Source organism: Shigella sp. SIG6 (assembly GCF_053555815.1).
Window position 1 is genome coordinate 1 of the sequence record NZ_JBQZXC010000046.1, and the last position, 14,424, is coordinate 14,424.

The window sequence follows — 14,424 nt, forward strand, 5'->3', positions numbered from 1 at the left end:
TTTACAGCCCCGTCCGGGCTGTATGTTTTCACCAGCTTATCCAGTGATCGTTTTGAAAATGGCTGCATTGGATCACGTGGCTGCAAAAATACATAATCCCTGTTGCACTCAGGAACTGAATCACGCCAGGCTTTCTGCTCGTCGATAATCCGCCGGATCTCAGGGCGTTATCGGCAGGCGGAAAGCCTTTTGTGTTTTCATAGCCCCTCGCATGCCGATAACCCCTTCCGGATAAACAATTTCACCAGCCTCCTCGTAAACGTAGTCCCAGCGCAGGTTATGGACATTAATCGGACGAACACCAGTGATGATCATGAAGCGAACAGCATTCTTCTGGTGTACAGAGGTGCAGGCAGCAACATTGAGCCAGAGTCGGGCGATTGATTCAATATCGGTAAAAAGCCGTGTGGGGGTAGGTTTCTGTACGCGGGAGGAAACATAATCATCTGGCAGACTGGCGGCAACATTGCGGCCGTTGCAAAGAGTAGGTGCGCAGAACTTCCAGAACCGACGGAGCTCGGCAAACAACTCCAGGGCGTTATTGTTCGAGCGAGTGGCGATCCACTCGTCCAGCACTTCCACCAGCCGATTGTATGTTACGTCGCTGAACACCTCACGCTCGCCGAACGTTGCTTTAATCCGGTCGATACGCACCCCGTAGGTTGTGAAACTGTCCGGGCTCAGCTTCTGCCGGGCTACTTTGGCTTTGAGGTCATCCCGGTACATTTCCAGCGCTGCATGTACGGACTCTGCCCGCAGTCCACCGTCAGCCATACCTAGTGCTTTTTCGCGCGCCAGCTGGATAGCGAGCTCCGGCCACTCGCCGAGCTTTTTACCTTTGAGGCCCATCTTTTTTGGAAACTCGGCGTAAAATGTAACCTTACCGGCTTTGCTGAAATCGATACGGAGATAGTTCTCTTTTTCGTATTTGGAACGGCGAGCCACGCCGGAAGCAGCGAGGATGATTTTGGCGGCAGCAACACAGATTTTCATGTGTGCGCTGGTATAGGGGGGTTTACAGGCGTCCCATTTTTCAGATGCGGCTAAAACATCGTCATTATTGGGGCTATCCGGATTATGTGTTACAGTGCGCGGCATTCTCAATCCTTATCTGCGTAGGCGCAGAAAACAAGCTCACACATACAAGTCTTTTCTACGGGACAAAATGCAATGTGTTGCGGTTTTGTGTTGCTGGGCTGAGTTTATCAAGGTTAAATACACTGGATCAACATACAGTAAGTTAATGACAGTAAAGCATACAAACTCGATACAACTTACTGATTTTAAAATAATTTAACGGTAATCCATTGAAATGTCTTTACTAATTACTAAACGCTGTATTAATTGTGATATGTGTGAACCCGAATGCCCGAATGAGGCGATTTCAATGAGAGATCATATCTACGAAATTAACAGCGATAAGTGTACCGAATGCGTAGGGCACTACGAGACACCAACCTGCCAGAAGGTGTGCCCGATCCCCAATACTATTGTGAAAGATCCGGCGCATGTCGAGACAGAAGAACAGTTGTGGGATAAATTTGTGCTGATGCACCACGCGGATAAAATTTAATATTCTACTCTGGAAGTAGAGTATTAATTATATTACTGGGAAGCCTTAACGCCATTATATTTATTTAATTGATGACATTAGCATAATCATTCACTAAGTTAATTTATATAGTATCTGCCAAGACACTTATTTATAGTTATTAAAGGCGCGTCCGATTGGTTCACCGGACGCACCTTAAGTACGTTTCCTTGTGTTATAAGAACAGAAGGATCAGCTGTAAAACAGCAATGATGATTTTGATGACCCGTTTAATCAGGTATCGGCAATCAGTCATTCGTTTTTCCTTAAACAAGGAATGCAGCCATTCAGATTAGCCCTTACATCTCCCCAAAACTGAACGTGCGAGTTATTGAGGGTGCATGCTGCACTCCACACCAGAGCTTTGACGGCACCACTCGTTTCAATGGGGGAATTCTGTGGCATGGTGTAAAGCACAGCAAAATCTTCAATAACGAAGCCAATTTTAATGTACTTACGAATTGGCGGTCACGTTAATCTTTCCATCAATATTGCTTTCTTCGTAAAGGCTCGAGTTTTTATGCTAAAGATTGCAAGTTGCTTGTAAAAGATAAGTACACTGATCCATAATCGCTGTTGTTGAGGGTGCATGCTGCACAAAATTAAAGTTAAAAAGTAAAACCCCCGTTCCTTACCAGTTCGGGGGTTTTACTTTTTAAAGAGAACGGTATTATTTTAACTTTCAATAATTACCGTGGCACAAGCATAGTGGCGTTCATCTGCCAGCGTTACATGCATATTTACAACGCCGAGCTTTTCCGCCAGTTTTAATGCCTCACCCCATAGCCGTAGCCGTGGTTTGCCGAGCTCATCATTGAATACTTCAAATTGATTAAACGCCAGACCATTGCGGATCCCGGTGCCAAACGCTTTTGCTGCGGCTTCTTTCACAGCAAAACGCTTCGCCAGAAAACGCACCGGCTGGTGGTGCGTTTTCCAGATTGCCCATTCGTTATCGCTTAATACGCGGCGTGCCAGGCGCTCACCGGATCGGGCGATCACTGCTTCTATGCGAGCGATCTCTACGATATCCGTGCCTAAACCTAATATTGCCATTAGCCACGCGCTTCCAGCATCAGACGCTTCATTTCTGCCACCGCATCTTTCAGTCCGGTCATCACTGCACGGCCAATAATGGCATGACCGATATTCAGTTCATGCATCTCAGGGATGGCGGCAATGGCTTTCACGTTGTGATAGGTCAGACCGTGTCCGGCGTTAACTTTCAGACCGAGACTAGCGGCAAAGGTCGCGGCTTTGGCGATACGCACCAGCTCTTGCGCCTGTTCGGCGTCAGTTTTGGCATCAGCATAGCAACCGGTGTGGATCTCGATAAACGGTGCGCCAACCTCTGCCGCAGCTTTGATCTGCTCTTCATCGGCGTCGATAAACAGAGAAACCTGAATCCCGGCATCTGCCAGACGTTTGCAGGCATCGCGTATTTTTTCACGCTGCCCTGCAACGTCCAGGCCGCCTTCGGTTGTTACTTCCTGACGCTTTTCCGGTACCAAGCAGCAAAAATGTGGCTTCGTCTCAACGGCGATCGCCAGCATCTCTTCGGTCACTGCCATCTCCAGATTCATTCGGGTATCCAGCGTCTGCCGCAGGATGCGCACATCGCGGTCAGTAATGTGGCGGCGATCTTCACGTAAATGCACGGTAATGCCGTCCGCTCCCGCCTGCTCGGCAATAAACGCCGCCTGCACCGGATCCGGGTAAGCAGTACCGCGTGCGTTACGCAGCGTTGCAATATGGTCAATGTTGACGCCTAACAGTAATTCAGCCATGACAATCCTCATCATTCATAATGTGTTTTCACCGTTCGCTTAGGCATAAACTGCCGGAACAGTTCCCTGCTCTTTAATGGTTTACCGCCAAGATACGGCTTAAGCGCCATTCGGGTAAAGCGTTTCGCGGCGCGTAGTGTGTCTGCGTCAGGAAATTCCCGCGCGTTTAACGCTTTTAACTGCCTTCCGGTGAACGTTTTATTGTCGATAACGACGCTTGTGATAAACCCTTTTTCTTCGCGATAACGATACGTCATGGTGTCATCTACCGGCTCGCCGCTACCCGCGCAATGGGTAAAATTGACGCCATAGCCCAGATGCCCGAGTAGTGCCAGTTCAAAGCGGCGCAGCGCGGGTTCTGGCGTACCAGTGGCACCTGCAAGAGACTGAATGCAGTGCAAGTAATCGAAAAAGAGTTCAGAGAAGCGCGTCTCGTATTCCAGTACGCGGGAGAGAAGTTCGTTGATGTACAGACCGCTGTAAAGCGTGATACCGCTTAATGGCAGCGCCAGTGAGACAGCTTCAGCACTGCGCAGCGTTTTGACTTCGCCACGCCCGCCAAAACGTAGCAAGAGAGGGGTGAAAGGCTGTAATGCACCTTTCAGAGTAGAGCGTTTAGAGCGTGCGCCTTTGGCAACCAGACGCACGCGACCCGATTCCTCTGTGAAGACGTCCAGCATCAGGCTGGTTTCGCTCCACGGGCGACTATGCAGGACAAATGCGCGCTGCCAGCCTTCCATCGGAGTGACTCTTAAAGATCGTCAACATAACCGAGACTGCGCAGTGCGCGTTCGTCGTCGGCCCAACCTGATTTCACTTTTACCCACAGTTCAAGGTGGACAGGCGCTTCGAACATTTCCTGCATGTCTTTACGCGCTTCAATCCCGATGGTTTTGATCTTGGCCCCTTTGTTGCCAATAACCATCTTCTTCTGCCCTTCACGCTCAACGAGAATCAAACCGTTGATGTCATAACCGCCGCGTTCGTTAGAGACGAAACATTCGATCTCCACGGTCACGGAGTACGGCAGTTCAGCGCCAAGGAAACGCATCAGTTTTTCGCGGATGATTTCAGACGCCATAAAACGCTGTGAGCGATCGGTGATGTAATCTTCCGGGAAGTGATGAGTCGCTTCAGGCAGATGCTTACGCACGATTGCCGCAATAGTGTCAACATTCAGCCCGGTTTCGGCAGAGATTGGCACGATATCGAGGAAGTTCATCTGGCTTGCCAAGAACTGCAGGTGCGGCAGCAGATCGGCTTTCTCCTGCACGTTGTCCACTTTGTTCACCGCGAGGATTACCGGCGCTTTGCCTTCGCGCAGTTTGTTGAGCACCATTTCGTCGTCCGGCGTCCAGCGGGTGCCTTCAACGACAAAAATCACCAGCTCAACATCGCCAATAGAGCTGCTCGCCGCTTTGTTCATCAGGCGGTTAATGGCGCGTTTTTCTTCCATATGCAGGCCCGGTGTATCGACGTAGATCGCCTGATACGCGCCTTCAGTATGGATCCCCACAATGCGGTGACGAGTTGTCTGCGCCTTGCGGGAGGTGATGGAGATTTTCTGCCCCAGCAGTTTGTTCAACAATGTGGATTTGCCAACGTTCGGACGTCCGACGATGGCAATAAATCCGCAGTAACTTTTATCGATGCTCATTCCAGCTCCAGTTTTTTCAACGCCTGTTCGGCGGCAGCCTGCTCAGCCTTACGACGGCTTGAACCTGTGCCAACCACCGGTTCACTCAGGCCGCTGACCTGGCAGTGGATAGTAAATTCCTGATCGTGCGCTTCGCCACGTACCTGGACTACCAGATAAGTCGGCAGCGGCAGATGGCGACCCTGCAAATATTCTTGCAAGCGCGTTTTCGGATCTTTTTGTTTATCGCCTGGGCTAATTTCGTCCAGACGAGTTTGATACCAGTTAAGGATTAATTTCTCGACGGTTTGAATATCACTGTCGAGGAATACGCCACCAATTAATGCTTCGACGGTGTCGGCGAGAATTGACTCACGACGAAATCCACCGCTTTTAAGTTCACCTGGCCCTAAACGTAAGCACTCGCCTAACTCAAATTCGCGCGCCAGTTCCGCCAGCGTATTGCCACGGACCAGCGTGGCGCGCATCCGGCTCATATCGCCTTCATCCACACGAGGGAAACGGTGATAAAGCGCATTGGCGATAACGTAGCTCAGAATAGAGTCGCCTAAAAATTCTAAACGCTCGTTATGTTTGCTGCTGGCACTACGATGAGTTAATGCCTGCTGCAACAGTTCCTGATGATTAAAAGTGTAGCCCAGCTTCCGTTGAAGCCGATTAATTACGATGGGGTTCATGCGATACCAATAAATAAATGCGTCAACAATTCAGCACACGAAACAGACCTGATATACATGGCTCTGCTAACTGCTTCGCTGCAGTTTCAGTTTAGCGGTATATGGGGACCAACGCTGTTTCGTGTGCCGTGGCAACCTGGAGGTGCCAACCTTAAATTTCGGGGGAATATTCTATACACAACGACGGGGGATGTCGTTAGCCACGGGAGATTTATCTCATAAATAATTCACGTTGTCGCCATAACGGCGACAACGTGAACGAAGATGGCTATTAATGGATGCCGCCAATGCGACTTAAGCGCACACCAGTCGGCCATTCGCCTTCTTGCTTATCGAAGCTCATCCAGATAGCCGTGGCCCGACCGACCAGATTCGCTTCAGGCACAAAGCCCCAGTAACGGCTGTCCGCGCTGTTGTCGCGGTTGTCGCCCATCATGAAGTATTGTCCCGGCGGAACAATCCAGGTTGCCAGTTGTTGCCCTGGCTGCTGGTAATACATCCCCACCTGGTCCTGCGCAATCGGCACTGTCAGAATTCGGTGCGTCACATCACCCAGTGTCTCTTTACGCTCGGAAAGACGAATTCCATTTTCTTTGGTTTCGTTTTTCGGCACTTCAAAGAATCCGCTGGTCGCTTCCCCACCATTACGGCGTGAGAAGGTCTGAACGAAATCGCTCGGTTCCACGTTTGAGTAGGTGACCGGCAGCGCGTTTTCACACGCCTGGCCGGAACTGCATCCCGGTTGAATCGTCAGCTCTTTTGAGACCGGATCGTAAGTGACTTTATCGCCCGGTAAACCCACCGCGCGCTTGATGTAATCAAGCTTTGGATCTTCCGGATATTTAAAGACCACGATATCGCCGCGTTTCGGATGACCGGTTTCGATCAGCGTTTTCTGGTAGATAGGATCTTTAATGCCATAAGCAAACTTCTCTACCAGAATAAAATCACCGATTAACAGAGTCGGCATCATCGAACCTGACGGGATCTGGAACGGTTCATAAATAAACGAACGTACAATCAATACGATAGCCAGCACCGGAAAAACAGAAGCTCCGGTTTCCAGCCAGCCAGGCTTCGGTGCAACCTTTTTCAACGTTGCTTTATCCAGTGAGTCACCGGCAGCCGCCTGCGCCGCTGCCTGACGTTCCCGCCGTTTAGGTGCGAAAAAGAATTTATCCACGCACCATAAAATGCCCGTCACCAGTGTGGCAATCACCAGAATCAGGGCAAACATATTCGCCATGCCAACTCCTAAGGGTTATTTGTTGTCTTTGCCGACGTGCAGAATGGCGAGGAACGCTTCCTGCGGCAGCTCAACGTTACCGATCTGCTTCATGCGTTTCTTACCTTCTTTCTGCTTCTGCAGCAGCTTTTTCTTACGGCTGATATCGCCGCCATAACATTTAGCCAGTACGTTTTTACGCAGCTGTTTCACGGTGGATCGCGCAATAATGTGCGTACCAATCGCTGCCTGAATGGCGATATCAAACTGCTGGCGTGGGATCAGATCTTTCATCTTCTCCACCAACTCGCGACCGCGGTTTTGCGAATTATCACGGTGGGTGATCAACGCCAACGCATCAACACGTTCACCGTTGATTAATACGTCTACACGTACCATGTCGGACGCCTGGAAGCGTTTGAAGTTGTAATCCAGAGACGCATAACCACGCGAGGTAGATTTCAGGCGATCGAAGAAGTCGAGCACCACTTCCGCCATCGGGATCTCGTACGTCAGCGCCACCTGATTACCGTGGTAAACCATATTGGTCTGCACGCCGCGTTTTTCTACGCACAGCGTAATAACGTTGCCGAGATATGCCTGCGGCAGCAGCATGTGACACTCTGCAATCGGCTCGCGCAGTTCGTAAATGTTATTTACCGCAGGCAGCTTGGATGGGCTGTCGACGTAGATAACTTCCCTTGACGTGGTTTCAACTTCATACACTACGGTCGGCGCAGTGGTGATCAGATCCAGATCGTATTCACGTTCCAGACGCTCCTGGATGATCTCCATGTGCAGCAGGCCAAGGAAGCCGCAGCGGAAACCAAAGCCCAGCGCGCTGGAGCTTTCCGGCTCATAGAACAGTGAGGCATCGTTCAGGCTGAGTTTACCCAGCGCGTCACGGAAGGCTTCATAGTCGTCGGAACTTACCGGGAACAGACCGGCGTATACCTGCGGTTTGACTTTCTTAAAGCCAGGCAGCGCCTTTTCTGCCGGATTACGCGCCAGCGTTAAGGTATCGCCGACTGGAGCGCCGTGGATATCTTTAATCGCACATACGAGCCAGCCTACTTCGCCACATTTCAGTTCAGTGCGGTCAACCTGTTTCGGCGTGAAGATGCCCAGACGGTCGGCGTTATAGGTCTGCCCGGTACTCATGACTTTCACTTTGTCGCCCTTACGCAGGGTGCCGTTTTTAATACGGATAAGTGAAACAACGCCCAGGTAGTTGTCGAACCAGGAGTCGATAATTAGTGCCTGCAACGGGCCTTCCGGATCGCCTTCCGGCGGCGGAATGTCGCGCACCAGACGTTCGAGAACGTCCTGCACGCCAACGCCGGTTTTCGCAGAACAGCGCACTGCATCGGTGGCGTCGATGCCGACGATATCTTCAATTTCTTCCGCCACGCGTTCAGGATCGGCTGCCGGCAGGTCAATCTTGTTCAGTACCGGCACCACTTCGAGATCCATTTCCATGGCGGTGTAGCAGTTTGCCAAGGTTTGCGCTTCTACGCCCTGCCCGGCGTCGACCACCAGCAATGCACCTTCACAGGCAGCCAGCGAACGGGAAACTTCATAGGAGAAGTCTACGTGGCCCGGGGTGTCGATAAAGTTAAGCTGATAGGTTTCGCCGTCAGACGCTTTGTAGTCCAGCGTCACGCTTTGCGCTTTGATGGTAATGCCACGCTCACGCTCAAGATCCATGGAATCGAGAACCTGCGCCTCCATTTCACGGTCAGACAGGCCACCGCAGATCTGGATAATACGGTCAGACAGCGTCGATTTACCGTGGTCAATGTGAGCTATGATCGAAAAGTTACGTATATTCTTCATAAAGTATGATTATTGTGCCTTAATGCCCGGTTAACCAGGCTTTTAGAAGTCGCTGTTCTGAGCTTAACGTCTGTATTAATAGAAACGCCGCATTCTACACTACAACATTGAGGCGAGGAAATGTTCATACCGTATGGATTGTGGTATCTGGAAACGTCCTCGCATTTGTTATGCAAAATGCAACAAAGCCAGTGAAATCACTGGCTCGCGTCTTCCGAAGATGTTTCAAATCGCACAAGGCCAGGCGGCAATGCCACGCTTAAGATGATCGGTTGCCATTCTGCCCGGGCAGCAAACTTACGCGAGTAGCCGCGCGCAATCAGGAACCCGCCAATACCGCCGAGGACCGCACCACATAATGCTGCGACGTCAGAAGCAAAGAGTAGCTGAAATAGCGAAGCGATGAGGAATAATCCCACCAGCGGCGACATATAAACCAGTAATGCGGAGCTAAGCAGGCTGCCTTCGGCGATCCCCAATTCCACTTTTTGCCCCGGCACTAACGGCTCATCACAGGGTACGACAATGGTATGCGTGGTTTGCGGGCCAAGTTTATTCAACACGCGGCTACCGCAACCGGCGCGTGAAGCGCAGCTGCTGCATGAAGCTTTAACATCACAACTGACCAGCGCCTGCCCGTTTTGCCAGGAGACGACGGTAGCCCACTCTTTGATCATTGCGCTGCCCCGAACTTAATATTCTCGGCAATGCGTTTCGCCGTTTGCGGCGGCAGTTCACCGACAATGGTGATTTCGGCGTTATCACGTACGCTTGTACTGACGGTTCTGCGTCCGGTGCGCAACATCTGATCGGTGCTCGATGGCGTAGCGCGGTTAACGTTTACCGAGAAGCTGAATAATCCGTCGGAATAGAGACGTGATTCGATAGGCATGTTGTCCATCGTCGGTAGCGGACGTCGACTACTGGAAACTTCGCTAAAACCCTGTGGCAACCAGGTTGGCGTCCAGCTGAATTTAGCTTTTTCACCTACAGGAACAGAAAGCAACGGCGGCAAATTTGCCTTCGCCAGCGTCTGCATACTGCTGCTGATATCCTGATTGACGTTAAAAGCAATCACGCGAAATTGTTCCAGCGTTTCACCATCGCGATCAAGGAGATCAACCCGCATCGGTAATTTCGATTCGGTGTCCATCCACACGATGTAGCTGTAGCGTGTACCATCTCGGGCAACCACGCGAATGACTTCGCAAAGACGATCAGCAATACGCGTGCGCCCGACGGAGATAAAGTCGTAGTAAGGAGAAAGGCGTTTGAAATCGGTATAGATAAGCGATGGCAGAGAATCAACAATGTAATCGCCATTAAGCGTGAACGGTTCAAGTCCCGGTTCAAAATAGCTGATTTCATTGCCGCGCTGTACCACTTCCCGGCGCGGGCCATCCATTTGCAACAATTGTGCAAGAGGACGGTTATCGAGGCGTGCATGTCGATAACGCAGAGACTCAACACCCTGTTTATTGATGCTGATGAATGACAGCTCGTAATTCAGTGACTGACTGGCCAGGTTCATCTGCTGTAATAACGCCCCGGACGCGGGAGTGGCCGAGGCGTTAGCAGAGAATAACAGGCTACCTGTCACTAATGACATGGCAAACCAAAGTTGCTTCATTACTGCGATTGCGTTCCTAAAGTTTGAATTCCTGGCACCTGTACAGCGGCTTGCTGGGTTTGCGCCTACTCAAACTGAAGCTGTTCAGAGTGGAGTCGGCGTTGCAGTTCGTAATCCTGCAACATTGCATTAATGCGACGACGCTGCTCCTGTACCTGCTGCTGTTGACCATTGTTTGCGGTCGCTTCAGAAGGTACTCCCAGGCTTACCGGGCTGGCTTTACCCATCATCGGCAGTGTATTAAATACCGGCGTTTCGGGCTGCTGGGACGTTTCAGATTGTCCATTATAGTGCTGGACGCCAACGATAACTGCAAGCGATACGCATGCGGCTACGCCCATTTGGGTAAGCTGTGCCGCCCACGGACGTACTTTCTGCCAGAATGGCATTTTCTGCCATTGATGCGGCGCAGGCTGGGCTTCCGGGATCAATGTCGCCGGTTGACGTACTGGCTCTTCTTCAATGGCGGCCATCACGCGTGAAGAGATATCGAAATGGAGCACCTCGGGAGTATCACCCCGCATTGAATCACGGATTAAGTGATAGCTTTCCCAGGTTTTCTGCATTTCTGGGTTATGAGCCAGTTCGTTAAGCAGCTCACTATCCAGCGTTTCGCCATCCATTAAAGCGGAAAGTTGTTCTTTCTGCATGCCTAATACCCTTATCCAGTATCCCGCTATCGTCAACGCCTGATAAGCGGTTGAACTTTGTTATCAATAGCTTCCCTCGCTCGGAAGATACGTGAACGCACCGTACCTACCGGACAATCCATGATAGCGGCTATCTCTTCATAGCTCAGGCCATCCAGCTCCCGCAAGGTTATTGCCATGCGCAAATCTTCCGGGAGGGACTCAATAGTTCGGAAAACTATCTGTCTCAGTTCTTCTGACAACATTAAGTTCTCAGGGTTCGAAATTTCTTTCAACGCGCCGCCACTTTCGAAGTTTTCAGCTTCAATGGCATCCACATCACTGGAAGGTGGACGACGCCCCTGAGCAACCAGGTAATTTTTCGCTGTATTTACAGCAATCCGATACAGCCATGTATAAAAAGCGCTATCTCCCCGGAACGAATCCAGCGCACGATAGGCTTTAATAAAAGCTTCTTGTACCACATCGGGAACATCACCCGACGGCACATAGCGGGAAACCAGACTCGCCACTTTATGCTGATAGCGCACTACCAGTAAGTTAAAGGCTTTCTGATCTCCCTTCTGGACCCGTTCAACCAGGACCTGGTCCGTTAACTGCTCGCTCATCCGAGGTAAAGTCTCCCCAAACCAAATTTCCACGCGCTATCGAAACGCCACTCCATTAGCTGCAATTTGAGCAAGCAAAGGGTTAGAGTGTCTCGTTTTTGTAAAGTTCCGTAACGCATCTGTTTTTGTTTGTCATGCTGTAGACGGATCATTATCTATCATTATAAGTCTACAGAATCTGAACATCGCATTATCTGTGTAGAAATGCCCATTTAACTGCCTGAAGAGTAACCCAACGGCCTTTTTATTTCACCACCTAATCCTCCACCAGCCAGTAACTTCTCTTTTTCTCGCCGCCCTGCGTCAACGTGTTTAGCCACTGTAACAAATATTAAAATAGCAGGTGTTTATTAGCACAACATGATGCTATGCTGACCAAACAATGTTTAGTAAATTAAACAAAGAAAATGAATACTCTCCCTGAACATTCATGTGACGTGTTGATTATTGGTAGCGGCGCAGCCGGACTTTCACTGGCGCTACGCCTGGCTGACCAGCATCAGGTCATCGTTCTAAGTAAAGGCCCGATAACGGAAGGTTCAACATTTTATGCCCAGGGCGGTATTGCCGCCGTGTTTGATGAAACTGACAGCATTGACTCGCATGTGGAAGACACATTGATTGCCGGGGCTGGTATTTGCGATCGCCATGCAGTTGAATTTGTCGCCAGCAATGCTCGTTCCTGTGTGCAATGGTTAATTGACCAGGGGGTTTTGTTTGATACCCACGTTCAACCGAATGGCGAAGAAAGCTACCATCTGACCCGTGAAGGTGGACATAGTCACCGTCGTATTCTTCATGCCGCCGACGCCACCGGTAGAGAAGTACAATCCACGCTGGTGAGCAAGGCGCAGAACCATCCGAATATTCGTGTGCTGGAGCGCAGCAACGCAGTTGATCTGATTGTCTCTGACAAAATTGGCCTGCCGGGCACGCGACGGGTTGTAGGCGCGTGGGTATGGAACCGAAATAAAGAAACGGTGGAAACCTGCCACGCAAAAGCAGTGGTACTGGCAACCGGCGGTGCGTCGAAGGTGTATCAGTACACCACCAATCCGGATATTTCTTCTGGCGATGGCATTGCTATGGCGTGGCGCGCGGGCTGTCGGGTTGCCAATCTCGAATTTAATCAGTTCCACCCTACCGCACTGTATCACCCACAGGCACGCAATTTCCTGTTAACGGAAGCACTGCGCGGCGAAGGCGCTTATCTCAAGCGCCCGGATGGCACGCGTTTTATGCCCGATTTTGATGAGCGCGGCGAACTGGCCCCGCGCGATATTGTCGCCCGCGCCATTGACCATGAAATGAAACGCCTCGGCGCAGATTGTATGTTCCTCGACATCAGCCATAAGCCCGCCGATTTTATTCGCCAGCATTTCCCGATGATTTATGAAAAATTGCTCGGGCTGGGGATTGATCTCACACAAGAACCGGTACCGATTGTGCCTGCTGCACACTATACCTGCGGTGGTGTAATGGTTGATGATCATGGGCGTACGGACGTCGAGGGCTTGTATGCCATTGGCGAGGTGAGTTATACCGGCTTACACGGCGCTAACCGCATGGCCTCGAATTCATTGCTGGAGTGTCTGGTCTATGGCTGGTCGGCGGCAGAAGATATCACCAGACGTATGCCTTATGCCCACGGCGTCAGTACGTTACCGCCGTGGGATGAAAGCCGCGTTGAGAACCCTGACGAACGGGTAGTAATTCAGCATAACTGGCACGAGCTACGGCTGTTTATGTGGGATTACGTTGGCATTGTGCGCACAACGAAGCGCCTGGAACGCGCCCTGCGGCGGATAACCATGCTCCAACAAGAAATAGACGAATATTACGCCCATTTCCGCGTCTCAAATAATTTGCTGGAGCTGCGTAATCTGGTACAGGTTGCCGAGTTGATTGTTCGCTGCGCGATGATGCGCAAAGAAAGCCGGGGGCTGCATTTTACGCTGGATTACCCGGAACTGCTCACGCATTCCGGTCCATCGATCCTTTCCCCCGGCAATCATTACATAAACAGATAAAAAGCCTGGGTCAGCGCCGTATACGCTTCGGAATAGTTCTGGTCTGGCCCACGAATGACTAAGCGATCGCTAAAGCATTCTCCCGCCTGCGGGGAGAATGCCAGCAGCACCCGATGCGGCAGTCGCGCTTCGTTTTCCGCCACATCCGTCCGCAAACGTAAATGCCAGCCCATGCTTAATGCCAGTTCAGTAAAACCATTACCAATCTGCTCTGGCAGCACCACGCAGAAAAATCCCTCTTCGGTAATGCACTCCGCCGCACAGGTCAGCAGCGATGGGTGATCAAGCGTAGTGGTATAGCGAGCCTGTTCCCGTTGAGGTGTCGCGCACTCTACTCCCTGCTGATAGTAAGGTGGGTTACTGATGATTAAATCGAAACGTACTGTCTGCTGTGTGATCCACTGCTGAATATCCGCCGTATGGACGTTAATCCGCTCTGCCCACGGGGACTGGTTGATATTTTCCTGCGCCTGCGCGGCAGCTTCACTTTCCAGCTCAACGGCATCAATTATCACGCTGTCACTGGTTCGCTGCGCCAGCATCAGTGCCAGCAACCCGCTACCCGCGCCGATATCAAGGCAACGTTTCACCCCAGCCACCGGTGCCCATGCGCCCAGCAAAATGCCATCCGTTCCCACTTTCATCGCACAGCGATCGTGAGCAACAAAAAACTGTTTAAAAGTAAATCCATTACGACGAAGCACGGATGTAGACTGTGACATGAAAATAAAAC

The 14,424-nt window shown here is 50.9% G+C and carries 15 protein-coding genes and 2 pseudogenes; 2 read left to right on the top strand and 15 right to left on the bottom strand.

The features are described from left to right. A pseudogene (locus tag ACUU1M_RS10005) lies at nt 1–1,098 on the bottom strand (tyrosine-type recombinase/integrase); the annotation flags it as partial. Nucleotides 1,099–1,312: 214 nt separating this feature from the next. On the opposite strand from ACUU1M_RS10005, the gene yfhL reads away from it, so the two are divergent. Beyond that, nucleotides 1,313–1,573, top strand: coding sequence for a 4Fe-4S dicluster ferredoxin YfhL (gene yfhL, locus ACUU1M_RS10010; protein WP_000054756.1), 261 nt, complete (start codon nt 1,313–1,315; stop codon nt 1,571–1,573). A gap of 193 nt (nt 1,574–1,766) precedes the next feature. Here yfhL and shoB read toward each other — a convergent pair whose 3' ends face one another. The 13 genes and pseudogenes from shoB to rseD all read right to left on the bottom strand — a co-directional run bounded on the left by shoB (nt 1,767) and on the right by rseD (nt 11,813). Further along, nucleotides 1,767–1,847 (bottom strand): type I toxin-antitoxin system toxin ShoB, encoded by an 81-nt coding sequence (gene shoB / locus ACUU1M_RS10015; RefSeq protein WP_000128776.1) that lies wholly within the window; start codon nt 1,845–1,847, stop codon nt 1,767–1,769. Between the two features lie 419 nt (nt 1,848–2,266). Then, nucleotides 2,267–2,647 carry a holo-ACP synthase gene (acpS, locus tag ACUU1M_RS10020; RefSeq protein WP_000986029.1) on the bottom strand — a complete coding sequence of 127 codons (381 nt, stop codon included), beginning with the start codon at nt 2,645–2,647 and terminating at the stop codon, nt 2,267–2,269. Continuing rightward, nucleotides 2,647–3,378 (bottom strand): pyridoxine 5'-phosphate synthase, encoded by a 732-nt coding sequence (gene pdxJ / locus ACUU1M_RS10025; protein ID WP_004969731.1) that lies wholly within the window; start codon nt 3,376–3,378, stop codon nt 2,647–2,649. Before pdxJ ends, acpS begins: the two co-directional genes overlap by 1 nt. A gap of 11 nt (nt 3,379–3,389) precedes the next feature. Then, nucleotides 3,390–4,118 carry a DNA repair protein RecO gene (recO, locus tag ACUU1M_RS10030; RefSeq protein WP_000399396.1) on the bottom strand — a complete coding sequence of 243 codons (729 nt, stop codon included), beginning with the start codon at nt 4,116–4,118 and terminating at the stop codon, nt 3,390–3,392. Between the two features lie 11 nt (nt 4,119–4,129). Then, on the bottom strand, nt 4,130–5,035 hold the full coding sequence (gene era, locus ACUU1M_RS10035; protein ID WP_000020746.1) for a GTPase Era: 906 nt from the start codon (nt 5,033–5,035) through the stop codon (nt 4,130–4,132). Further along, on the bottom strand, nt 5,032–5,712 hold the full coding sequence (rnc, locus tag ACUU1M_RS10040) for a ribonuclease III (RefSeq protein ID WP_001068343.1): 681 nt from the start codon (nt 5,710–5,712) through the stop codon (nt 5,032–5,034). The genes era and rnc overlap by 4 nt, the downstream gene beginning before the upstream one ends. 271 nt (nt 5,713–5,983) lie before the next feature. Beyond that, nucleotides 5,984–6,958 (bottom strand): signal peptidase I, encoded by a 975-nt coding sequence (lepB, locus tag ACUU1M_RS10045; protein WP_000002542.1) that lies wholly within the window; start codon nt 6,956–6,958, stop codon nt 5,984–5,986. 15 nt (nt 6,959–6,973) lie between these two features. Further along, nucleotides 6,974–8,773 carry a translation elongation factor 4 gene (gene lepA / locus ACUU1M_RS10050; RefSeq protein WP_000790168.1) on the bottom strand — a complete coding sequence of 600 codons (1,800 nt, stop codon included), beginning with the start codon at nt 8,771–8,773 and terminating at the stop codon, nt 6,974–6,976. Between the two features lie 197 nt (nt 8,774–8,970). Next, nucleotides 8,971–9,450, bottom strand: a complete 480-nt coding sequence (rseC, locus tag ACUU1M_RS10055; protein WP_000589070.1) for a SoxR-reducing system protein RseC — start codon at nt 9,448–9,450, stop codon at nt 8,971–8,973. Continuing rightward, nucleotides 9,447–10,403, bottom strand: coding sequence for a sigma-E factor regulatory protein RseB (gene rseB / locus ACUU1M_RS10060; RefSeq protein ID WP_000812053.1), 957 nt, complete (start codon nt 10,401–10,403; stop codon nt 9,447–9,449). Before rseB ends, rseC begins: the two co-directional genes overlap by 4 nt. After that, nucleotides 10,403–11,053: pseudogene (rseA, locus tag ACUU1M_RS10065) on the bottom strand (anti-sigma-E factor RseA). Before rseA ends, rseB begins: the two are co-directional and overlap by 1 nt. 32 nt (nt 11,054–11,085) lie before the next feature. Continuing rightward, entirely contained in the window at nt 11,086–11,661 is a 576-nt protein-coding gene (gene rpoE, locus ACUU1M_RS10070; protein ID WP_001295364.1) for an RNA polymerase sigma factor RpoE, read from the bottom strand. Continuing rightward, nucleotides 11,658–11,813: a rpoE leader peptide RseD gene (gene rseD / locus ACUU1M_RS10075; protein ID WP_001303621.1), complete on the bottom strand. Its 156-nt coding sequence runs from the start codon at nt 11,811–11,813 to the stop codon at nt 11,658–11,660. The genes rpoE and rseD overlap by 4 nt, the downstream gene beginning before the upstream one ends. A 255-nt stretch (nt 11,814–12,068) precedes the next feature. Between rseD and nadB the strand changes: the two genes are divergently transcribed. Next, a complete protein-coding gene (nadB, locus tag ACUU1M_RS10080) occupies nt 12,069–13,691 on the top strand; it encodes an L-aspartate oxidase (RefSeq protein WP_001094459.1) in 1,623 nt (540 codons plus the stop codon). On the opposite strand, the gene trmN is transcribed toward nadB, so the two are convergent. After that, nucleotides 13,676–14,413: a tRNA(1)(Val) (adenine(37)-N(6))-methyltransferase TrmN gene (gene trmN / locus ACUU1M_RS10085; RefSeq protein WP_001298974.1), complete on the bottom strand. Its 738-nt coding sequence runs from the start codon at nt 14,411–14,413 to the stop codon at nt 13,676–13,678. The genes nadB and trmN overlap by 16 nt on opposite strands. Nucleotides 14,414–14,424 lie beyond the last annotated feature (11 nt).